Below are 21,642 nucleotides of genomic sequence, written 5' to 3'. Positions count from 1 at the left end.
AATTCTTACAGGCCCCTCCCCTAAGCAGAGCTTTGGCAAGTTCAGGCTGCCTGATTCGTGCGGTCCGAATCAACGATTCGTTGGCGTCGGGCGGGAACTATCCACAGACGATTTTTCTGGGCGATAGGAAGTGGAGTGGGTTGTGGTTGGTCGGGACCGTAAGTCACGACGCTGGATTACAGCGGTAGGTTCTGTCGGCGGATCTCGTGGTCGAGGTGGACTAGGTTGCTCCGCAGCGCGTCGGTGAAGTCGAGGCCTTGTTCGGCGGCTCGGCGTCGCGCCCAATCGACCAGTTCGGCTTCGGTGTAGACGTCGTCCACGCGGACCGCGTCGTAGGTGATCCAGTCGGTCTTGAACAACGTGACGGTGACGCGGCCCCCGCTGCCGTCGTTCAGCTCGCGGGTCTCGTCACTCAAGTAATCTTCGATCTGCTTCTCGGTCCAACGCATGATCCTTTCACCATGCCAGCGCTCACTGCGAAGCGCAAGCAACTTCGACGCTGCAGCGCAACAGAGATCTAGCGTTTGGGGCCCTTGGCTTGGTTCCACTCGTCCTTGAGCTTCTGCGAGGCGTCGTCCAGTTTCTGCTCCTTGGCTTTGATCTTGGCCATGAGCTTTAGGTCGCGGTCGATCACGCTGGCTTGGCTCTCGCCCATGCCGGGCGGGTCCAACGCGAGCGCTGGCTCCGGCTTAGAGAGTTGAGCTTTCAGTTGGTCGATCTGCTCGCGTGTCGTCGGACCGGTCGTGTAGGCCGCCCCGTCTGCTTGGCCTACGCCCTTAGCGGCGCCGTCTACCTTGGGGGCCGCGCGGTCGGTCATTTTCTTGCCACGCTTCGCGTCGAGCTGAAGCTGAAGCACCTCGCGGTTCTCCAAAGCGTCGGCGCGGCCCTCGGCAACTTCTCTCTGACGACGATCGAGGTCGTCCCGCTTCTGCTCGTACGCGCTGACCCGCTGCTCGAACTCATTGAGCTGCTTGTCGTAGATCACCTTGGCCCCCTGGACCTGGTCGGCCAAGACGCCCCGCTCCTCATCGAGCACTCCCTGTGTCTTCTCGTAGTCCGAAAGCAGGTTGTTGAGGTCTTCGATCCGCTCGCGGAGCTCTTGCTCCGAGTCGTAGACGGTATAGTCGGGCATGTGTGAACTCGTGGTTGGAGGCTACGGCAGCAGGGATCGGACCTTGTCGGCGGCACGCCGCCACAGCGGTGGCTCGGGCTGGGCAAACAAGACCACAGGAAGCCCGTCGGAATAGCACTGCTGGCATGACTCATAACGGCCGCTGAGGCCGTAGTATGTGGCGGCTAAGGGACGCCGGTCTGGGTCGCCACGCCGGTAGCGGTACTCCCAGCGGAGCAGCGGCTCGCCGACCTGATCGATCAGTAGGACCACTACGGCGCCGACAATGAGGGCGTTGCGAACGAGCCGGACGATCTGGCGCCAGCTGATCAGGTACCGCGAAGGGCTCTCGAAGGGAGAGCGGCATTCAGAGTTCATGACTAGGCTCCCTTCTTGCGGTAGTACGGATTTTCGTCGGCCAGCTTGCGGATCGCTGGCTCGTGGAGGTAGTTCACCAGATCGACGATCAGCGCCGGGGCGTTGGCGAAGAGCACGACGGCCTGTTTCCGGTCCAGACGCCGGATCGCGTCGGTGGTGAGGACGGGGCGTTGCTTGTAGTCCCCGGTGTAAGACACCTCGGGCGCGCCCTCGTCCGACTCGCGGAGCGTGTGCGAACCGTCGCTGAAGGTCTCGAGACCGGCCAACTCACTGAGCCGCTTGAGGTCCTCTAGCTCGGTCGTGGACATCGCCATGGTGACCTCGCAGTTGCCCTGGATCTCGCGGGCCGCCTCTTTGCCGTAGACGCGGGCCAGCTGGGCTTCGAGCTGCTGGAGCACGAGGATCACCTGGATGCCGAACTTCCGGTACAGCGCGACGATCGTCATCAGGTTGGGCAGGTGCATGTTGCCCGCTTCGTCGAGCAGGTACGTCACCCGCTGATTCGAGCGGTGACGGGCCAACGCCTCGGCAGACGCCGAGATCGTCAGGTTGACGAACTGAGCCTGGCTCGTGAGCCGTTCGGGCGGCACGATCAGAAAGACCACGGTCGCCTCTTCCTTGAGCTGGCCCCAGTCGAAATCGTGGCGGCTGACCTGCTGGCCGACCGGGCCGCCGGCGGCGAACAGCTTGACCGAGCGGGTGGCCGTTGTGATCGCGCCGGAGAACTCCTCGGGGCTGCTCGCCATCAGGCTCAGCACACTCGAAGCCGACTCCGACAGGGCGCCGCCGAAGGCCAAGCTCTCGCTGGCGGCCTCCAACAGGCAGTGCATTTCGTCGCTACCGCCCATCACGCACCGCCGCAGCCCCGGCAGGGTAACCTCGCCGTACCGATCCAGCAGCCAGAGGCAAAACGTCAACAAGACCAGCCGGGCCAGGTCATCGAAATGCTGGGTCGTGCCGTTCTGCTTGCCCGGCTCAACGCCTGGGTGCAGTAGGTGCACGAAGGTATCGACATCTTCAAGGATGCTGACCGCGTTCGGGTCGAGGTAACCGGCCGGGTTGTGCTGCACCGACTCCATCGGCACGCCCAACTCGCGGCTGAGACGCTCGGCCTCGCTTGCGATCACCACGACCTTGTAGCCGAGGACTCGAAGGATCCGATGGCAGACCGCGTACAGTTCACCGGAGAAATCCGTCACGATCCACGACTGAAATTTCTCTTTGGTCGGCTTGGGTGCCAGCAGCAAGTTCAGGATGACAACGGCGACGCCTTTCCAGCTGCCGGGCCGACCGGCGACGAGCATTGAGGCCTCGCCCGGATAGCGCACCAGCTTCTTGCCGATCCGACCGAGGATGATCCCTTCGTCGCCCAGCAAGCCCGCCTCCTTGGCGTCTCGGACGTCGCCGATCTTCGCTTTGCCCTTCGTCTCGTTGAAACTTTCGAGTTGTCGGTGGCGTCGCCGGCGGTCGATCTTCTGATCAAACGCCCACAGCGACTTCATCCCGGCGACCAAGGCGATGATCGTGGCGACGATGGCAATGAGCGACGCCGCCCCGTCGCCCTGCTTGGCGTCGGGGTAGAAGTAGTAGGCCGCCCAGCTAGCCAGCCCGCAGAGGATCAATTGCCCTAGGAGGGTGGGTGGCGACGACGGCTTGGGGGCTTCGCTCATATTGGCGCCTTCTTGGGGGACCCGGGAGACGTCGGGCGATAGGGAGTGGAATGGGTCAGGTGGCTTTGGTTGCTTCGGGCTCGGGACCGGCTTTGGCTGTTGGCGACAGACGGATCTGCCCGCTCGCCGCGATGAACTCGTCGGTCGCCAAGACCTCACGCATCCGGAGGGCGAGGCCCATCGCCGAACAGCCCTGCTCGTTCGCCAGCTTGTCGGCCACCAAGCCTTCGAGGTCGTCCGTGTCGATCGCGCCGCCGTTGCTGTCCAAGAGGTCGCGGACCGCCATTCGGACTTGGGCCTTCTTAGGAGCCGGCTTGGGGGATTCGGAGCCCTGGCCGCCGAGTGCCCGGATCGCGGCGACGACCTGGCGGCGGGTGGATTTCAGCTCATTTACCCGCGCCTCGGCCGCTTGCAGATCGCGTTCGAGATCGGCTAGTTGGGCAGTGAGACCATTGCGGATGGTTTCGAGGGAGGTCTTCATCGGAGTCGTCTGAGGCCACCAGGATTCGAGACAGAGAAAAAACTACCGAGCGGTTGCTTCTTCGGGGGCAATTCCCACCAGCGGAGTGATCTCGGCCGAGCCGCCTTCCCGGCCAATAAAATCACCGAGCACATAAGCCCCCGCGTTGGCGAAGCCATCCAAACGCACCCGCGACCATTCGACGAGATCCGTGACTTGCGATGGCCCGCTGAAGCCGAACCCCACCAACCGGGCTAGGCCGGCCACGTTAGGGAGCGAGAACCAAAGCGCTGCGACGGCAACCAACGCGACACCGGCTTTGAGCAACCAAGGCAAGAAACAAATGAGCAGTGCCCTCAGCATCTGACTCGAAAGCCCGCCACCAGCGTCTTTTAGGAGACCGCTTCTGCGGCCGCGACCCCGTCGAAGCCGTGAAAGGTCAATCGGCGGCAGGATCGTCTCTTGCGCGTGTACTTTCTTCTTCAACATCTTGAAGCTCCTTACCGGCGGACAGAGTGAAAAATCGTTCGTTGCAACTCACCCGTGTCGGTGGTGAACGAGGACCCCTCCGACACGCTCCCCAACGCTTCGAACCAGGCGCGACTCTCCGCCGAGGCCGGGTCGTTTCTTGTCCAATCGCTTTCCGCGTAGAGCGAAGCGACGGCCCGATCGCCGGGCTGTGCCCAGCGGTGGACCAAGTCCAACAGGTCCTGCTTGATCAGCTTTTCCTGACTGCTGTAGCCAACCGCCCCGTCGAGTTCGGCTGGTCCAACATCACCAACGAAGATCAGACGGAACTTCCGTTGAGGATCGCGGCGGGCGTCGGCTTCGAGCGCACGAATTGCTTCGCGAAGCACCGGGGCGTGGTCGGTGTGAGAACGCCTGACCTTCAGCGTGGCTAAGAAGTCCATGACCTTGCGCTCCGAGGCCCCGCCGTCCTCACTAGTCGGACAGATCTCCATGATGGGCAGCTGCTTAGAGATCCCGTTGCGGAACGAGATGACGCCGAACCGAAAGCTCTCGCTGCGACTGCTCATGAACGCACAGAGCGTCTTAGTGCCCGACACGATCTCCCGGTGGGGAGCCGTCATAGACCAAGTCTCATCGACAACGATCAGCAGGGTCACCGGCGCGTCATCGGGGATCTTCGACCGGAGGTCCTTCACGAGTGACCTGTAGCCACCGAGCGCCTTCCCTTGGTTCGCGATCACGAGACCTTGCTCGTCGATCTTGCCGCGGTAGGCCCCGAGACGATCTCCCATTTCCTGGATGACAACACCCTGCTTCTCGACTTTTGCGCGATACCCCCCGATCTGATCACCAAGACTCTCTACTTGGGTCCGTAGGCCGGGGACGAGGCCGGCTTTCCGTTCGAGGCTCGCGACCCGCACCTGTTCCGACTGAGCTAAGACCAAGAACACGGCGAGCATCTGCAAGACGAGGTCTACGAAGACCCGGGACGCGACGTTTCGACGACGTGACTTGCGAGGATTCATGCCTTTCTCCGAAAGAGGCTGTCGTGGTTAGGGCCTCGCTCCGCCGGCGCGAGGCGGACCCCGGCGAGCCGGACACGCAAGCTGTTGACGTACTTCTCGACCGACACCTCGGCCCGCGACTCCAGTCCGAGCAGCGACATCGCGGCAAAGAGGCCGGCTACCGAGGTCGCGGACATGGTCACCACTCCGCTCGCCATCGCCGCGACGCCTGCTTGGTCGCCCAGCGACGAGCCGACTGCGGCGAGCCCGACCATCGACCCAGCTACCGCGAGCAGCGCGGCTTGCTCTCCGGCGTCACCGATCCGCTTGACGTCCGCGTCCAAAGGCTCCCGGACCACATTCAAGAGGGCCTCGTCGAGATCACAGCCGCCCTCAACGTGGTGTGCCCGTTTGAGGATCGCCAACTCGTGAAGGGTGCTGTCTGACTGGCCGATTAGCACGTCGTCGGCGTCGTGGACGGAAGCGCCCGCGAGAAGTTCATCATCGCGCTGGTTCTCCAGGCTCGCCGACGCCAGACCGCGGGTCAGCCGTCGGTACGGCGAAACGCCGTTGACGAACGCGAGGACCACAATCGCAAGCACCGAGAAGGTGGCAAGCTGGCCGATGACCAAGCCAACCAGCACGACCCCGGCTAGGAAGAAACACTGGGCTACCCACGACCTTCCCTCTCGGCTTAGTTGGCTCTCGTGGTTGTTTGTGCTCATAACAGCTCCTCCGAACGTGACGGGCCGTCAGGGTCATTCAGGTGACCGAAGACAGCGATGCGGGCGAGCGCGATGAGCCGTGCACTCGTATGCCGCACCGCGTTTTTCGAAGAGGTCTTTACCTCCTCGTCTCGGATCTGATCGAGCTGACAGATCTGATTGTCGGCGTAGCACGCGATCGTGTTGATCGTGTCTACCAAGCCGATGTACTCGTCCAAGCTCTCGCGCTGCATAAGGGCTCGTGCCCGAAGTTCGGTCTGGAAATCAGTGAATACCTCTTGGACTTCGATTTTGTGGATTGCGGAGTCACGCGCCGCCTCGTCACTGCGGGCGTAAGCGGCGGTTCTCGCTTCCTCGTGGTTGGCGTGTCGGATGGTTTCCTCGTGACCCTCTCGGCGCCGTTGCCGTACATTCTGATCGGTGTTGAGTGGGTCCTGGCTCCGCGACCGGCTATCGAATCCGCTGCCCGTTCCGCCTCCACCGCTCGGAGCGTCGCTGCTACGCGAAGCAATCTGTCGCAGGCGATTAACGTGAGTGCCGTAACTCATGGTTCGATTCCTTATTTTGGAAGGGTGCAGTGGGAACAGGACAGAACTAGCGGGCCTCAGTTGTTGCTCGGAGAGAGGATTCGTTGGCAAGTCGGGCAAGTGTGGACTCCCTGCCCGGCGTAGACGCCGGCCATCAGCTGCAGGCGTCGGCGGACGTTCGTCGGGATACGGCGGTCGGGATCGTAAGCGCCGTGCGTGCCGAGGTACGACAGGAGGTTCACGACGCCGAACTGGGTTTCATCTCCGCCGTGCTCGCCCCGCGAGATCGCCGCGAGTAACTCTTCGCGGACCACGCGGCTCCAGCGGTTGTTGGCGACGACTCGATCGACAAGCTTCTTGAGATCGACCCTCTCATTGGTGAGCTCCTTGAGGGCGGCCATCCTCTGATCGATGGTCCGGAAAGCCTGCGACGCGGATGCCTGGATCCGCTGGAGGGTCTTCCCGATCTCCGCCTCGCCCCCTCGCCTGATACGCATCCGCTTCTGCCGGCCCGCGTCATCCATGCACACTGGCGCCGTCATGCCGTTCGCACAGACCAAGCGGTGGGCGAAGAATTCCACACGGCTCGCCAGCCGCCCGGCCGAACTGTGTTGCATAGCGAGCCCGAAGTGGACCAGGTCACCCGGTCGAGGCTCGGAGATCAGCTCACCGAAGGTCGCCTCGATACGAGTCGAGCCGTCGTCCACTTCGTGCCGGCGGACCTCCGCCTCGTCGAGGTCGAATCCGACTTCAGCGGCTGCGCTTCGAACCGCCCGAAAGAATTGGGCGTTCGAAGCCGTGTGAAGGTTTCCTGCAATCAGCCCAGCGGGATGTCCATCGACCAGCATCAAGCAGAACGTGTCAGGCAGACGGCGGTCGCGCTTGGGCTGCCGGAAGTCGTAATCGACCAGCTCGCGGATCACCCGTGCTCTGGTCTCGCACGCCAGGCGCCGCTGGACTTGTTCGCCCGGGTAGCCGAGCCGCCGGTACAATTCATCGCGGATCGGCTGGGTGAAGGGGAAGCTGATCCGGTTGTCGGCTAGTGTGCCGTTGACGATTGGGCGAATCTCAAAACGGTCGCTGTTCCACTCCGCAGTTTTCGTGTCGAACACCACAGCCTCGGATTCGATTCGTTCGGCTTGAGTAATGACTTCGCCTAGCTTGACATTGCTGCTCATAGCTCATCGCCTCCGAGATAACTTTTAGAAGTTTGCTAACGGTTATGAGTCTTCCAGGTCTTTCGGTATGCGCGTGTGGGTGATCGGAGGTACTGTCCCCAATCTTGCGGAGCGGCTACCTTCGATCCCTTCGCGAGTAAGCGAGTTACCGAGTGAGTCCGATCTCATCGCTTGCTGCACTTAGGGCAACGGTACACGCCCCCGAACCAGTCCTCAAAAATCGGACAGCACGCAAACCTTCACTGTCCGGAAATGGATACCCAGCCCCCCCATCAGTACCAACTCCCGGCTCGTCCCGTGCGGAAGAGCGACACCTTCCCATGCCGCTACCGGGCACTGGTGCGCCTCTGTGCAGCTCGAGGAACGACGCCCGAAGAAGCCGCGAAGCAAGCGGGGGTCAATCCCAGAAAACTGTGTGCAATGAGAGCAGGCGACAACGTCGAGCTCCAGAAGTACTACGCCCTGGCCGAGGTCTTGAAGACTGACCCAACCGCGTTGTGCTTCATCCCGGAAGGCGCGTACCCACTGCGCAATGACATCCGGGCGTTCGCGCAACGCGTTGAAGAACTGCTTGACCAGGACGGAACGATCCCCGAGCTTCACCCCGACACGGGCGAGCCGGTCGATGTGGTCGATTGGGTCTGGCAGCTGGACGATCCTCAGCTCGCGTCGATCCGCCTCACCCACCGTGAAGAGCGAGAAGCCTACTACCAGCTTCGGGACGAACGCCTCCGACTCTACGAGAAGGTAAAGTTTGTCGGCACTCGGCGGCTAGCGATCGGCACCTTCCACGTCGGGCCCACCCCGCTGAGAGATATACTCGACGACTACGACCTCCGCTACGAAGCAGGATGCAAAGCCTTCGCAACGCTGAAGAAGCATTTCGAGGATGACGACCTGTTTCATCTAATACGGATTGCGACCGAATTGCCCGTACGCTTCGACAACTACCTCCGCGCCAAGGCCCTCGATGAAGATAACATCGACGTGAACGGGTGCTATCACACCAATCTCGCAACTATCAATAACTTGCTGGACGCAGATTTTCACGTCCGCAAGATTATCTTCCCGACTTTTCAGCAGGATCAAACCTTCCACCACACCTACAGCAGGTCACGGCGACTCATCCATCGGATGATCGATGTTGGAAAGGAAGACTTTGCCGGTCAGTGGCTGACGCTAGTCAAGATGAACACCGATGATCTGGAAGATTTGAGGAGAGCCTGGGATGTCGATCTGAAGGAAGTGGCGCCCGATTGGGAGCTGATGAAAGACGCCCTTCATCGAACGATTGAGCGCGCGAAGCAGCTGGTAGCCCACTTCTACCCTCCCGTAACCAAGACCGAGAAGCGTCTTGTCAAGAAACTGGCCCGGTGAGTTCCGGCAGTTCGCGCCATGAGGGGTAGCCGAAGTATCTGCACCAGAGCAAACCGACGTCATCAAGGACAGCTGTCCGGAACGCCTCTTCGCGCTGCTCAGAGCTGTCGGGGTCGATGGGGTCGATTGGCTGCCCGCCCACCCACCAACGCTCGAGTTCCTTGACTCGTGACCGTTGGACGCGAGAGAGCTCCGCCAATCGCTCAGCTGCCCATTCAGCCGCTTCTCGGTAGGCGTGGCTCCGCTCGTTTCGATCGACGAGCTCTTCCGCCACGGTGGCGGTCTGAGCGTTGGACGAGAAGACCTCGACGAGTGTGACATCCTCGTAGTGCGCGTGTTGCGCGGCCGCCTGGGCAAACTCATCGACGGTGCAGAGGCCACGACGATAGTCAGAGATCGCCCGCTCGATGGCGTTGATCGCTGCCGCTAGCTCGTCTAGCGGGACTGGTCGGTATGTGACCTCGGGGTGTCGGTAGTGAACAGGCATATGCTATCTGCCAGAGTCCTGACACGGTTGTCAAGATAAATCGATAGCACGTGAGTTCACAGTCGCACCGACAAGTGGTGTGTGCGCGACGCGGAAAATGCCCCCGTCGGTCGTTTCGCCGGGAACATAGTGGTTACGCGGCCAAGTGGAAGAACCGTGCGCTACCGTCCAAAGGAGCGAGTAATCGAGCCGAGCCGCCCCGAGGCCTTGGCCTGAGTCATCGCAAGATCATTCCAATCCGATCCCCTGCGGTCCGGTCGATCATCGCGAAACTCCACCGCTAGACACGTCGATCGGACGATTTGTTCGAGGGCCGCGGCCATCTCGTCCCCTCTTGCATCGTTATCAAACGCGGCCACGATCTGTGAGCCTCCGGCCATCGATTCGATCGCTCTACGGATAAGCTCGGGCTGCTGTGCGTTCATTTGACCGCTGATAGAGCCAATCCGAATCCCCTCCTCGCCCCGCACCATCAAGTAAGAAAGTGCGTCGAGCCCACTCTCGGCGATAGCCAGGATCCGGTCATCCGGTGTCGGGGCGGACATCCAAAGCCCTTTCTTTCCGCCCTTGCTGAAGAGGTTCACGCCGCGGCCTTTGATCTCGTAGCCGGTGATCGCCGCTGACAACTGGTCGGCCGCCTCAACCGAGCCCCAATGTGGGAAGACGATGGAGTGACGATGCGGACAGTGGAGGACGCGTCCTTCCAGTCGCGGCGAATTCAGCAGATCGAACGGGATGCCACGCGTTTTGCAGAGGTACGGGTGCGGCTTCTCGATCGGCTCGAAGCGGGCAAAGCGAGACGCCACGCCGATAAGGTCCGGTTCGCTGGGGCTGATCTCGGCTTGATAACGGCCCTCGTGCTTCTGTTGCACGCTCGCCATATGCCCTCCTCCCAGAAACGGCCTGAGGATTTGCCGCACGCGGCCGAGCGAGCAGCCCGGCTCGATGGCCTTCTGGACGAAGTCGATGACGGTGCCCGATGACAATGGATCGTGGACGCTAAAATAGACGTAGTGCTTATCGTTCTGGGCGACGATGATTTTGTCCGAACCGCTGGTCATCAGTACGGAGTGCCGGGTCGATTTCTTGCGGACGATCTCGTAGCCGAACGCGCTAGCGATCAGGCTCAGGTTCACGGACTTGAAGGCGTCGAGTTCCGAATCACGGTCCATCCCCCTCCTCCCTATCGCCCGATGAGTTTCTGCCAGAGCGACTTGCTGCGTTCTTGGTGCAGCGCCCGCTTAAGTTGCTTGATCTCGCGGTCGTGGCCGTCGCGGAGTTCCTTGATCTGCGCCTCGGTCTGGTTGGCGATCGACTTGCCCATCGCGTCGAGCGACGTCTGCCAATCATTCGGCTCCGACGACTTCTGTTCAAGCAACAGCGTCACGCGATTCTGACCGTCTTGGGCTTTTTCGAGCGCCTGCTGGAGGTGCTCGACCTGGGCCTTGTACTGATCGATGAGCTGCTCGCGGACCGCGTCGAGCGCGGCGTCGTTCGGGCTGGGGCTGGTTTCGCTGCGTTGCGTATCGGATCCTTTCCCCCTCCTCTCCTCCAGCAGAAAATCGCACGCGTCGCCGTAGACGCGCATTAGTTCGCTGGCGTCGATCTGCTTGTTCCCCTCGTTGTCCAGTTCGAACGAGAGCTTGCTCGCTTTGAGGTGGCGGGCGATGGTAGCTCGGCTCTTGCCGGTGATCCGGCTGGCCGCGGAGATCGAGTACTTCGTGCTGGTCAACTACATGGGCTCCTAGGTGTTGCATCTATGGACACCCTACTACGGATCGAACCCCACGCGCAAGACTTTTGAGGGAGGGCGATTCGGGTTGTCCCCACCGTGAGTGATCCAGCTCGCCCATGGCGGAATGGCGTCACCTGCTTACCGATGCGCAGGGTGGGCATGGCCGATGGACAGGTCCAGGCAAACGCTTGCCTGACCACCCCGAAAGGCCCGCTCGATCGGGGCGGACAGGGTGTCCAAGCGGGCAGCGTGCGGGGAGCGGGCAGGGGACGGACGGGTGAACAGGTTGCAACACGCGCACCCCAGCGGTCGGTCTGAACGCGTGCCTGGACGCCCCTTGATATGTCCGGGTAGCTGGCGGTCAGGGCGGGCATGGGCGCCTTTCATGCCCATAGTGCAACGTGGCCATTCTGTGGCCGCTCGCTGGTGTGGCGCGGAGGACAACGGGTTGCGGGGAATGAGACACCGGGGTGGGCAGGGGCGGTCGGGTGTCCGTGTGGCGCCGTGGCCAGCTATTGCTTGACATCACCCAATCGAATCGGCACTCTGCTAATCAGACCCGCCCCCTTTTTCTTGGGGCGTTCTCGCCTCGGGGGGTCACTGCGTTGCCGTCTCGACTTTGGTCGGACGGCGTCTTCTACCGCTTTCTCAAGAAGCGTTCCGTTGCCCGACGAGCGGGCAGGGGAGTCTCATCAAACCAACCCTAGGAGGAGCAGCGCCCGAACAACGACGAAGCCAAAAAGAAGAAGCCGCCCTGCAAGGCGGCTTCGTAAGGACTTCGAGCGGGGCTCGGTGATCGTGCCATTTTCACCGTAGCGCCGCCGAAACAAGATTGCAAGCACTTTGTGTGGTTGCAGCGGGTTCTTGCACCCTCTTTTTCGCGAGCCAGCGGAGGGCCGCTCACGATCACGATGCAGTACACCGAAACGAGTACCCCACAACCACCAAACCACCTTGCTTCCTATCGCCCCGCCGGGGGAGGCCGAGTCGCTTCGGATCGCTACCGCCGCGCGCTCGAACTCGGAGAGGCGTTCACTGGTCTGGAGCCGGGCTTCGGCCGGTTCGACCTGCTGTTGCTTGTGAAGCGGGCCGGACGGGACGCCGGCTTCACGACCAAGATGGTCCAGCTCATCGAGTACTACCTGACCGTCTTCACCCGCGACCTCGATTGGGAGCAGGGGAGGCCGATCGTTTACCAATCGCTCTCCAAGACGGCGCTCGACCTGGGCGTGTCCGAGCGGCACATCCAAAAGCTTGAGAAACAGCTCTTCGAGATTGGGGCGATAGGGTATGTGGATTCGGGGAACTGCAAGCGGTATGGGCAACGCGATCCGAAAACCGGGGCGATCCTCTGGGCGTTCGGTGTTGATCTGAGCCCACTGGCGCACCTGCGTGCCGAGCTGGAGGAACGGCTGCAAGAGAAGGAGCTCTACAACCGGGCCTGGCACGAGACCAAACGACAGATCTCCTGGCGCCGCCGTCAGATCCGCTCGCTGATGCTCGAATGGCGGGAAGGGAATGGGAACACGGCGGAGCAGGAGCGGTTCGAGCGGGACTACCAGGCGATCGCCTATCAGCTCCGCACTCACATCCGGCTCGAAGAGCTCCGCGAGTTGCTGACCCGCCACCAAGCCCTGCTCAGCGATCTAACAGCCACGATGGGAGTAGGGAGCACCAAAACCGAAGGAGGCACTTCTCCACTTCCTATCGCCCAAACAACACCCAGAAGTACGTCCACGAGCGCTCGTTCGGACGCTCACTACAAGTACACCAATCAATCAATATATTCTTGTAGGCAAAAGGCCGAAGGCTTTCAGGAAAGCGTAGCGGAGGGGCCGGCGCCCAACGAACCGACGCCCAGCTCGGGGGCCGAGCACGTGACGCTCAAGCAGGTCGCTTCCGCTGTCAGCGGGCGGTTCCGGGGCCACTTGCCGATGGACCTGACCGCGATGGACTGGAGCGACGTCGTCGAGGGGGCCGACCGGCTGCGTGGCGAGTTGGGCGTTTCGCAAGCCAGCTGGGGCGAGGCGTGCGGCTTGCTCGGACGATCCGGGGCGGCGCTCTGTGTGCTGGTGACCGATCGCGCAACGCTACGGGAGGATCAGCCCGCCCGGCTGCCGGCCGCCTACTTCCGTGGCCTTGTCAATCGGGCCCGACGCGGGGAGCTGCGGCTGCACAACTCGGTCTTCGGGCTGCTGAGCCGGTCTCAGTCCTCCTGCTCGGATTCCTCGATCGCCGTCAGCAGTTCTCGGCCTGCGTCGCAGCGGAGGTAGTAGGTAATCAGGTTGTCGAGCCGCGGGTTGCGGCGGATGACGTCCCAAAGGGCGCGTTCGTCGTCGTGGTTAGGCATTAGAGCCTCCTGTCGTAGGGCTGGAGGTCGGACGTTAGAAAACCCCGAAGCGAAGCCGCCGGCTATTGGGCCTCCGTGTCGCTGCAGCGGCTATATTCACCGGCCATCCGACCCGGTGCCGAATGCGAAGTGGATTTCTACGTCCGGCCCGGCGACCTCGCCAGGCAGTTCGAGAGTACCCCAATCCGGCGCCAGAGCGTAACGCGTATCTGCGTCGGTCGGTAGTCGATTGGGCTCGGGGACGCCGAACTGCTCAAAACTGCCGAGAAGTGTCGGGCCGACGCAGGATACGGCAGCAGCGAAACGCTCCGAGGGTGAGCGATCGAAAACTTTGCCAAGATGATCCCGAGGCTCTCGGAGTTCTCCAGCACCACCCACAACCAGGCCTAGCAAATCTCAAGCGCAGACCTAACTACGTCGGTACGCCTTAAGAAGCTCTTGCAAGCATCAATGCAAACGCTCGGCTCGTTCCGCCCGGCTCACCACAGAGTCGGATGATCTCCGTTATGCCACTGGCGGGCTCCGTTGCGGCACGCTTGCTCCAGACTTCTTGGCTATCGATTATCTGAGCTAGTGTGTCAGCCCTAGCTAAGGCATCAGCCAAGGCCTCGGTCAATTGGCTTGGCGAAACTCGCGAGTCATCGTAGAGCAGTCGGTACTCGACCGACGCTACGGATTGATTGTACGCAGGTACGTCTTGCGGGTGTGCTCCAGATGGTGCGTCAACCATCCCGTCACGCTCTTCTTTCGCGTGTGTCAAAGCCGACGACAGAAACCCGACAAGACTGGGAATGCCGAGCGTTTCAGAGTCAGCGCGAACCGACAACCCAACGCTATACTTTAATTCGAAGCGGCGCTCGTCTGCTTCACGGATCGACATCGCAGGTCCTTGGAATGGGCTATTCGCTAATCGTATGGTCTTAGCGAAGCTGCGTCCACCTGTAGGTCGGAGTTCTGTCGTGTCACTTGGGCGCCATCGACGCCGCATTTCTCAGTTGCATCGTCTCTGTGGCGAGTCTGGCACGCGTGTACTTAACATGCGGGCCCTGAGGGGTGAAAGCAGCACCTCAGTTGCGTGTCGCGAGTTCGGCAACGCCTTACTATCGGTACCGTAGAGCTGCCGCAGGACTTGAGCAATGCTTCGGCGTGTCGGTTCGACGCAGGTTTGAACTCCCCAGGAGTCGAAAAAGCCTGAGCTATCCAAGACGACAAGGAGTGGCGTAATTGGCAAGCTTCTCTAGTGACCCTAAGTATCAAGATATCAAATAGCGTTTCCAGGGAATGCGGGATGCGTCAATGTGCGCAAGGAAGTCCACGATGTCCGGACGGCCTTGATACGTGAAGACTCCCTGAGAGTCTTGGGCCGCAAGAACAATCGAAAGTCCGGAAAAGTCGCCGATTGAGGCGAATCCGTCTCGTGCGCTGTCCGCTGCGGCTTGCGTATTTATAACGTGTGGCTTCACGATGACGATTGCGAACTCGACACCCTGTTCCCGGACCAATGCCCCGTCGATTTGCATAGTATTTGTACCTGCTTAAGTTAGCTCGCCACGACTGCAGCGACTTCTGGAAAACACTGACTGAATACGAAAAAAGGGGCTCGCGCCCCCACGCCCTCATAAGCGGCGGCTGGCGGCCGTGCTCGTAGGCACGAGCTTGTTGCCGGACCGCTGCAAGACTTCACCCTCCGGCGGATAAGCGTCGTAACAGGCCTTATCGAACGGCTGGGACGCCCCCACCATGAACAAGCCCGAGCAGTCGCCCCGGTCGTTGTTCCAGATGTAGCTGTCCTTCTGGGTAAAGATGTGGAAGTCGGCACCGAGTTGGTCTTCGTCCCGAAGAACATTGATCGGCCCGCTTCCCGAATGGACGCGGACGATTTTCCCAGCCGGCAACTTGCCGTTGAAGCCAGTCACCTTCTCCCACCGACCGCTGTCAGACCGATCACTGTAGGCGATATGGTAGACCTCTACATCGCCCAAGTCGCAGCTTGTCGTGCCAACGTTCTTCAGATCAACCCACTCAGCACCGAGCTGAGTGGCGGAGGCATAGCCTCCACGGGTCCGGTCCTTCCCGGACGGGTTCGGCTTGAGCCGAACGGTCTCTACGTTTCTCATGGTTCATCTCCATGTATGGTTATGGGGCGAATCACCCTGATTTACCCCTGTCGCCACTGATACGTAGAGAGGCTGGGCGATCTTAACCGCCTGGGCGAATTTTCCGATTTTTTTTCGGTTAAGATGATTTCGTATCAACGTACGGAGGCCGGAGACATGCCAGATGACCCACCGGACGACGAGGATTTGGCCATCAGGATGATGGACAAGGACGAGTACGCGCTCGGAGAGGTCATGAAGCGGTACGGTCCGAAGGTCTTCGGTTACCTCAAGAAGCAGTTCAAGGACTCGCTGGGGACGCACGAGCTGGAGGAAGCGCTGAATGCGTCGGCCCTGTCGCTCTGGAACTACGCCGACAAGTACGATCCAGAGGTGGCCCGGCTCAGTACGGTCTGGATCTCCTTCGCCCACAACGCCGCGATCGATCTTATCCGAGCCAAACCTAAGCTGGAGACGCAGGTCCTCGACGAATCATGCGAGGGCATCGAAGATCCAGATTGCGAATCAGACGATTCTCCGCTACTCGATCACATCCACGACTTCATCTTCAACCAATTGACCGGCTTCGAACGTGTCGTTGGGATAAACTTCTTCATTACCGACGAAGCCAACGCCAAGCGACTGGCTGAGCAGAACGGCAAAACAATCAACACAGTCAATGTGACGAAGCACAAAGTGAAGGAGAAGATAGCGCAGGAAGTACGCGCGTTCCGCACCAGCACTACAACAAGGAAGGTGAGGAAATGAGCATGAGTGACAAGCAACTTGAAGAGCTACTGGCGAAAGCTCGGAAGCGATACGGCTACTGCCCACTGACTCCGCAAGAGGCAGAGAAAGCATTCGAGAACGCCACGGAAGCTCCCTTACCTGATGGATTCATACAGTCCGTATTGGGCAAGCTGTCAGGCGAACAAGAGACAGCGCCTGATACCCCAATATCGTATGAGTGGATGGAGGAGAGCGATTACAAAGATGTGGAGGAGGCATTGCTCCAACTCAACCGCAACAAGGGCGACGAGGATGAGGACGCTGACGAGACTGAGAATACGCTACGCAACGAAATGTTGAGCGACGACGATGACGAAGATGGAATGGCTGGCGAGACAGAGTCGCCTTGATAAGGCCGGGGCTCTCGCCGACGACATCGTATCGGTCGAGAAGTTGACCGCACCGATCGATCCGCACGACATCATCAGATCGGAGCGGGCATTTCTGCGTGCACGAGGCGCGAACCTCGGCGACAAGTACGACGGAATGCTCGAGTATCATCGCCCGAAGAACCGATTCTTGCTCTACTACAACACGAAGTACGATGGCCCCGACAAGCATCATCCGCGGACTCGGTTCTCAATTTGCCATGAGCTAGGCCACTACTTCATCGATCGGCACCGTGCCTACCTCATGAGCGAGCGAGGCACGTCACACGGATCTCACGCCGAGTTCACGTCTGACAACCTGATCGAGCGGGAAGCTGACGCTTTCGCCGCCAGCATGCTCTTGCCTACTTCGCAAGCGAAGCCGGTCATCAACAAGCATGCTCTGAGCATGGAGCGGATCTACGAGATCGCCCGTCAGTTTGATACTTCGGCGATCTGCACCGCGTTCCGGGCTGTTCGGCTGTCCCATTTCCCATGTGCCGTTGCTGGCATCAGGGACAGCGTTGTCAGATGGATGGTGCCGTCCCAGCCGCTCATCGACTACCAGATTTATCCCCGCAAGGGGCACTTGCCGAGGACTGCACAGCCGCTTTGGTCCGAGTTCCAGATGGGCATCATGGAATCGGTGCAGAGCGAGTCCGCGGTTTCCGACTGGTTCCAGGTATTCAACGACCGCTACGCGGACATCTACGTCACCGAGGAGTTCGTCCCGATCGGCACGATGAATACGGTCCTCGTGCTCCTCACGATGGACGAGGACGACTTCGAAGAAGATGAGGAGTGCGAAGCGGATTGACGAATATGCGTCGAACGTAAACGCCTCAGCTCGGACAGTGAGTCGATAAGAGGGAGACGCGGTTCGCACGGGGGAGAGCCAAAGGACTTGCTGCAAGCTGGGCGACCGAGTGCGTGACGCTTCTTCAGGCCGGTTCAGTCGCAAGTGATCGGTCCGTAGCTATTGGCCGTTTGGGCAAGGGATGGTCAAGTAGGCCGAAGTCGTCTACCTGTGCGATTGGCTACGGCCTGATTTTAGGGGCTCGCAGGCGAGGTAGGGCGCGGCTTGCGGCGTGCTCGGACTTCTGCGGCGGCAATCTGCCTCCCGGTCACCGACTAGGCTAGGTTCCGTGAAGACGGGCCGGTGTGACAACCGGCGGCGTACTTCCACGGGATGGTCAACCGGGCGAGGAAGGGGCAACCGAGACGCCACAGTTCTGTCTTCGGGCTGCTCGGTCAATCGGCTTCGCGACTCCGCTTGCCCCAACCGAGGACAGAACCCGGATAGACCGCGCGGCACGGGTGACAGACGATGCTGTAATCTGCGTAGTCCAGAAGCCCAACTGGGCGAATCCGAAGGTCTGAATCTGACGTAGATCTGACACAGAATGGGCCACGCAAGCCCTATCCAACTCCCGGATGACTCAAGCGACGAGCAGACCGCGTGGCCTCAAAATGAAGGGGTTGCCGCCCAACTGTCCTGCAAGGCAAATGTTTTTCAAATGCTCAATAATCGGATTGTGATTCCGGAGGCCGGGGGTTCGAGTCCCCTCAGCCACCCTTTTCTTGTAAAGTCGCACGCATCTAGGCCGCGCGTTCCGACCGTCAAGAAACTCATGCCCGATATCGACTCTCGCAACGATTTCTACCTGGGCCGCGAGCACGACCTCGCCAGCGGTCAGACCGCTGGCGAGCCGCTGCTGTACAAGTCGAGCCAGCTCACCACGCATGCGGTGTGTGTCGGCATGACCGGCAGCGGCAAGACGGGTCTGTGCCTCTCGCTGCTAGAAGAGGCAGCGCTCGACGGCGTGCCGGCCATCTGCATCGATCCCAAGGGCGATCTGGGCAATCTGCTGCTCGGCTTTCCCGAACTCAAGCCCACCGATTTTCGGCCCTGGGTCGATGAGAGCGTCGCGCAGCGCAAAGGGGTTTCGCCCGACGAGCTGGCCGCCCAGACCGCCGAGATGTGGAAGAATGGTCTGGCCAGTTGGGGCCAAGAGCCGGAACGCATCGCGCGTTACAACGACTCGGTGGAGCGGCTGATCTTTACGCCCGGCGCGTCGCATGGGCTGCCGATGACCGTGCTGAAGAATTTCAACGCCCCGCCGGCTGCATTGCGTGAAGATCATGATGCGTTCCGCCAGCGGGTGTCCTCGGCGGTCTCGGGATTGCTCGCGCTGCTGGGGATCGACGCCGATCCCGTGCGGAGCCGCGAGCACATCTTCCTCTCGACGGTGCTGACCAAGGCCTGGGAGCAGGGCCAAGATCTGGGCATCGCCGAGATGATCCGCGAGATCCAGGAGCCTCCGTTCGAAGAGGTCGGCGTCATGCAGCTGGAGACCTTCTACCCCAAGAAGGAACGCACCAAGCTGGCGATGGATCTCAACAACCTGCTGGCAAGCCCGAGCTTTGCCGGCTGGATGACCGGGCAACCGCTCGATGTGCAGCAACTGTTCTACCGTGAAGACGGCAAACCGCGGCACTCGATCATCTCGATCGCGCACCTGGACGACGCGCAGCGGATGTTCTTTGTGACCATTCTGCTGAACGAGGTGCTCGCGTGGATGCGAACGCAGCCGGGCACGGGCAACCTGCGCGCGCTGCTGTACATGGACGAGGTCTTCGGGTACTTCCCCCCCACGAAGAACCCGCCGAGCAAGGAGCCGATGCTCACGCTGCTCAAGCAAGCGCGGGCCTTTGGCTTGGGGTGTGTGCTCGCGACCCAGAACCCGGTCGATCTGGACTACAAAGGGCTGTCGAACGCGGGCACGTGGTTTCTGGGTCGGCTCCAAACGGAACGCGACAAGCTGCGTGTGATGGAGGGGCTCGAGGGCGCGTCGGCCCAGGCCGGCAGCAGTTTCGACAAGCAACAGATGGAACGCACGCTCGCCGGCGTCGGCAGCCGCGTGTTTCTCATGAACAACGTTCACGAGGACCTGCCGCGGGTGTTTCACACGCGGTGGGCGATGTCGTATCTGGCGGGCCCGCTATCGCGCGGACAGATCAAAGGGCTGATGGACCCGGTGCGCGGGCGGTTCGTCGAGAAGGTTAGTGAGGCCAAGTCGCAAGAGAGTCGTAAAGGCAAGCCCGACAAAGAGAGCACCGCAGAATCGGCCGACGAGGCTGCCGCCGTTCCCGTTGCGGTACCGCCCAAAGAAGTTGCGACCGTCGATCCGCGCAAGCTGCAAGCGGCGCGGGTCGAGCTAAGCAAACGCGAGAGCGAGTTGGTCTTGAGTCTGCTGACTTGGCCGGCGTCGCTAATCACGTTGTTCTTCAAGCTGATTTCTTTAGCGATGTCGATCGCGCAGAAGCGCGCTACTGCGCGCAAGCAAGACGCCGCTTGGTCGGCGGCGAGCAAGGTTCCCACGGAACTCGTCAAGCCGGCAGCCAAGTGGAGCGCATGGCGTGAAGCCTACACAGCGCACGCGGAAATCGCGCAGCAAGGAACCGTCAGTGCCCCGTTGCTACCCCTCAAAGCGTGGTTGATCCTCGGGGTGGAACTCTTGCTTCTCTTCTTTTTGTTGCTGGTGGTGGGCTACGCGGTCAAAACCTTGCTGGCCGCCGTCGTAGCGAGTGCCCCCGCCGTTGCCCCGCCGCCGACCCCGTAAGTAGGTGCAGGCGATCGGGCCCTGGGCGGGTTACGCCGCAGCGCGGCTGTGGCCTAGACTTGTGAAGTACTTGCCCTCAGCGCTGAAGGCTCCCCTCCGTCCCCGAATTTCCTGCGTGATGAGCCGTCATCTGCTCTCTCTGCTGGCGATCGTTGTGACGCTCGCCACGGCGGGCTGCGACACGCCCTTAACGATCCGGCAGCGGCTCGTGGGCCAGTGGCGTGGAACGCCCGAACAGGCGGCCGAGAGGCTCCGGCGCGAATGGCCGACCGCCGGCGTCCCCGCCAGTGAGGTCGCTTCAGAGGCTGCTACCTCCCCCGCCAAAGAACTCCCCACCGCAGAGCGTACGGTCTTGGAGTCGATCGAACCGTTCGAGGTCGCCTTGGATCTGCGCGATGACGGCGTGGCTCAACTTGAGCTCGACGGTGCGAATCCGCTCACGGGACGCTGGCAGGTGATTGCTTCGGAAGGCCGCCGCGCGACGGTGGAGATCGAAGTGCAGCGTGCTGCCGATCAGCCCGCCGAGCCTGAACGACGCCGCTTCCGCATCGCTTTTGTCCGCGCGCGAGAGGGCCAGCCCGCACGGTTCACGCTTGCTGAGGAAGGGGCTGATCGGTTGTTTGGTCGGCTGCTCTTCGAGCGCGTGTCCGACGCGACGACAACCGCCGGAGACCCCCGATGACCGAGCGCGAGCGTTGGATCGTTTATCCCCTGTTGTTCCTGGCGCTCGGAGCAGCGCTGCGTGACAAAATCGCGAAGCAGACCCAGACGCGCGAGATCGTGTGCGAGCGACTCTTGGTGGTTGATTCAGAGGGGCGGTCCGTGGCAGCCCTCATCGGCGATTCGAGCCAACTGAGTCGCCGGGACCAAGCCCTCTTGGCCGACATGCGGCGGAGCAACTCGCGTCTAGCGGTGGGCGATGTGCTGGCGAATGTGGTCGATGCCGAGAGCCTGTTCAGCCTCAATCAGCCGGTTCGTCCGACGGGTGCCCCGGCCGGCACAATCCCCAACTTCCGCACACTGGGCGATCTGCTGCGTTACCTGCAGCAATCGGGCGTAGCGATCACCGGGCAGGGGGCTGTCCCGGATCCGCCGGTCGAGCCGTCGCGAGCCGAGCCCCTCGGGCCGATTCCCCCTGCGTTTGCCGTCCCGCAAGCACAGGAAAACCAGAGCAGTGGCCAAGACGCACCCCCGCCCAGCGAAGAAGCTGCGAGCGAACAAGCCACGAGCGAAGAAGCCACGAGCGAATGAGCGAGAGGCGTGTGGTTGGCTGGCGGGCAGCCTTACGAACCC

The 21,642-nt window shown here is 61.3% G+C and carries 22 protein-coding genes and 1 tRNA gene; 9 read left to right on the top strand and 14 right to left on the bottom strand.

The genetic code is table 11. From position 1 onward, the window contains the following. Positions 1 to 176: 176 nt before the first annotated feature. The 10 genes from Pla111_RS11870 to Pla111_RS11825 form a co-directional block, all read right to left on the bottom strand. Positions 177 to 449, bottom strand: coding sequence for a hypothetical protein (locus Pla111_RS11870; protein WP_146574613.1), 273 nt, complete (start codon positions 447 to 449; stop codon positions 177 to 179). A gap of 68 nt (positions 450 to 517) precedes the next feature. After that, a complete protein-coding gene (locus Pla111_RS11865) occupies positions 518 to 1,132 on the bottom strand; it encodes a hypothetical protein (RefSeq protein ID WP_146574612.1) in 615 nt (204 codons plus the stop codon). Between the two features lie 21 nt (positions 1,133 to 1,153). After that, positions 1,154 to 1,489 (bottom strand): hypothetical protein, encoded by a 336-nt coding sequence (locus tag Pla111_RS11860; protein WP_146574610.1) that lies wholly within the window; start codon positions 1,487 to 1,489, stop codon positions 1,154 to 1,156. A 2-nt stretch (positions 1,490 to 1,491) separates the two neighbouring features. Then, positions 1,492 to 3,159: a type IV secretory system conjugative DNA transfer family protein gene (locus Pla111_RS11855; protein WP_146574608.1), complete on the bottom strand. Its 1,668-nt coding sequence runs from the start codon at positions 3,157 to 3,159 to the stop codon at positions 1,492 to 1,494. 55 nt (positions 3,160 to 3,214) lie between these two features. Beyond that, positions 3,215 to 3,640 carry a hypothetical protein gene (locus Pla111_RS11850; RefSeq protein WP_146574606.1) on the bottom strand — a complete coding sequence of 142 codons (426 nt, stop codon included), beginning with the start codon at positions 3,638 to 3,640 and terminating at the stop codon, positions 3,215 to 3,217. A 42-nt stretch (positions 3,641 to 3,682) separates the two neighbouring features. Beyond that, positions 3,683 to 4,108: a hypothetical protein gene (locus Pla111_RS11845; protein WP_146574604.1), complete on the bottom strand. Its 426-nt coding sequence runs from the start codon at positions 4,106 to 4,108 to the stop codon at positions 3,683 to 3,685. An 11-nt stretch (positions 4,109 to 4,119) separates the two neighbouring features. Next, positions 4,120 to 5,115 carry a hypothetical protein gene (locus Pla111_RS11840; protein ID WP_146574602.1) on the bottom strand — a complete coding sequence of 332 codons (996 nt, stop codon included), beginning with the start codon at positions 5,113 to 5,115 and terminating at the stop codon, positions 4,120 to 4,122. Further along, positions 5,112 to 5,819, bottom strand: a complete 708-nt coding sequence (locus Pla111_RS11835; RefSeq protein WP_146574600.1) for a hypothetical protein — start codon at positions 5,817 to 5,819, stop codon at positions 5,112 to 5,114. Before Pla111_RS11835 ends, Pla111_RS11840 begins: the two co-directional genes overlap by 4 nt. Further along, positions 5,816 to 6,367: a hypothetical protein gene (locus Pla111_RS11830; protein WP_146574598.1), complete on the bottom strand. Its 552-nt coding sequence runs from the start codon at positions 6,365 to 6,367 to the stop codon at positions 5,816 to 5,818. The genes Pla111_RS11835 and Pla111_RS11830 overlap by 4 nt, the downstream gene beginning before the upstream one ends. Before the next feature lie 56 nt (positions 6,368 to 6,423). Then, positions 6,424 to 7,524: a DUF932 domain-containing protein gene (locus Pla111_RS11825; RefSeq protein ID WP_146574596.1), complete on the bottom strand. Its 1,101-nt coding sequence runs from the start codon at positions 7,522 to 7,524 to the stop codon at positions 6,424 to 6,426. Between the two features lie 420 nt (positions 7,525 to 7,944). On the opposite strand from Pla111_RS11825, the gene Pla111_RS11820 reads away from it, so the two are divergent. Beyond that, complete coding sequence (locus Pla111_RS11820; protein WP_146574594.1) at positions 7,945 to 8,901, top strand: hypothetical protein; 957 nt, start codon at positions 7,945 to 7,947, stop codon at positions 8,899 to 8,901. Here Pla111_RS11820 and Pla111_RS11815 read toward each other — a convergent pair. From Pla111_RS11815 to Pla111_RS11805, 3 genes are all read right to left on the bottom strand, one after another. After that, the gene (locus Pla111_RS11815) at positions 8,882 to 9,388 is read right to left on the bottom strand and encodes a hypothetical protein (protein ID WP_146574592.1); all 507 of its coding nucleotides are present in this window, start codon (positions 9,386 to 9,388) and stop codon (positions 8,882 to 8,884) included. The two genes, Pla111_RS11820 and Pla111_RS11815, sit on opposite strands and share 20 nt — an antisense overlap. A gap of 161 nt (positions 9,389 to 9,549) precedes the next feature. Beyond that, positions 9,550 to 10,560 carry a toprim domain-containing protein gene (locus Pla111_RS11810; protein ID WP_146574590.1) on the bottom strand — a complete coding sequence of 337 codons (1,011 nt, stop codon included), beginning with the start codon at positions 10,558 to 10,560 and terminating at the stop codon, positions 9,550 to 9,552. 11 nt (positions 10,561 to 10,571) lie between these two features. Beyond that, on the bottom strand, positions 10,572 to 11,120 hold the full coding sequence (locus Pla111_RS11805) for a hypothetical protein (RefSeq protein ID WP_146574588.1): 549 nt from the start codon (positions 11,118 to 11,120) through the stop codon (positions 10,572 to 10,574). Positions 11,121 to 12,034: 914 nt separating this feature from the next. Between Pla111_RS11805 and repC the strand changes: the two genes are divergently transcribed. Then, positions 12,035 to 13,396, top strand: a complete 1,362-nt coding sequence (repC, locus tag Pla111_RS11800; RefSeq protein ID WP_146574585.1) for a plasmid replication protein RepC — start codon at positions 12,035 to 12,037, stop codon at positions 13,394 to 13,396. A gap of 1,693 nt (positions 13,397 to 15,089) precedes the next feature. Here the strand turns inward: repC and Pla111_RS11790 are convergent. Continuing rightward, the gene (locus Pla111_RS11790) at positions 15,090 to 15,590 is read right to left on the bottom strand and encodes a hypothetical protein (protein WP_146574581.1); all 501 of its coding nucleotides are present in this window, start codon (positions 15,588 to 15,590) and stop codon (positions 15,090 to 15,092) included. A gap of 156 nt (positions 15,591 to 15,746) precedes the next feature. Between Pla111_RS11790 and Pla111_RS11785 the strand changes: the two genes are divergently transcribed. The 7 genes from Pla111_RS11785 (at position 15,747) to Pla111_RS11760 (ending at position 21,600) form a co-directional block, all read left to right on the top strand. Continuing rightward, on the top strand, positions 15,747 to 16,337 hold the full coding sequence (locus Pla111_RS11785) for an RNA polymerase sigma factor (protein ID WP_197524978.1): 591 nt from the start codon (positions 15,747 to 15,749) through the stop codon (positions 16,335 to 16,337). A 2-nt stretch (positions 16,338 to 16,339) separates the two neighbouring features. Beyond that, positions 16,340 to 16,708, top strand: a complete 369-nt coding sequence (locus Pla111_RS11780; RefSeq protein ID WP_146574577.1) for a hypothetical protein — start codon at positions 16,340 to 16,342, stop codon at positions 16,706 to 16,708. Continuing rightward, positions 16,668 to 17,543 (top strand): ImmA/IrrE family metallo-endopeptidase, encoded by an 876-nt coding sequence (locus Pla111_RS11775; RefSeq protein WP_146574575.1) that lies wholly within the window; start codon positions 16,668 to 16,670, stop codon positions 17,541 to 17,543. The genes Pla111_RS11780 and Pla111_RS11775 overlap by 41 nt, the downstream gene beginning before the upstream one ends. A gap of 690 nt (positions 17,544 to 18,233) precedes the next feature. Next, positions 18,234 to 18,299 (top strand) — tRNA-His (locus Pla111_RS17260). 58 nt (positions 18,300 to 18,357) lie between these two features. Then, the gene (locus tag Pla111_RS11770; RefSeq protein ID WP_146574573.1) at positions 18,358 to 20,349 is read left to right on the top strand and encodes an ATP-binding protein; all 1,992 of its coding nucleotides are present in this window, start codon (positions 18,358 to 18,360) and stop codon (positions 20,347 to 20,349) included. A 118-nt stretch (positions 20,350 to 20,467) separates the two neighbouring features. Beyond that, the gene (locus Pla111_RS11765) at positions 20,468 to 21,031 is read left to right on the top strand and encodes a hypothetical protein (RefSeq protein WP_146574571.1); all 564 of its coding nucleotides are present in this window, start codon (positions 20,468 to 20,470) and stop codon (positions 21,029 to 21,031) included. After that, positions 21,028 to 21,600 carry a hypothetical protein gene (locus Pla111_RS11760; RefSeq protein WP_146574569.1) on the top strand — a complete coding sequence of 191 codons (573 nt, stop codon included), beginning with the start codon at positions 21,028 to 21,030 and terminating at the stop codon, positions 21,598 to 21,600. Before Pla111_RS11765 ends, Pla111_RS11760 begins: the two co-directional genes overlap by 4 nt. Positions 21,601 to 21,642: the final 42 nt, after the last annotated feature.

The organism is Botrimarina hoheduenensis, assembly GCF_007859815.1.
GTDB lineage: Bacteria > Planctomycetota > Planctomycetia > Pirellulales > Lacipirellulaceae > Botrimarina > Botrimarina hoheduenensis.
Note: the sequence above shows the minus strand (reverse complement) of the source record. Positions and strands in the feature narration are given on the sequence as shown.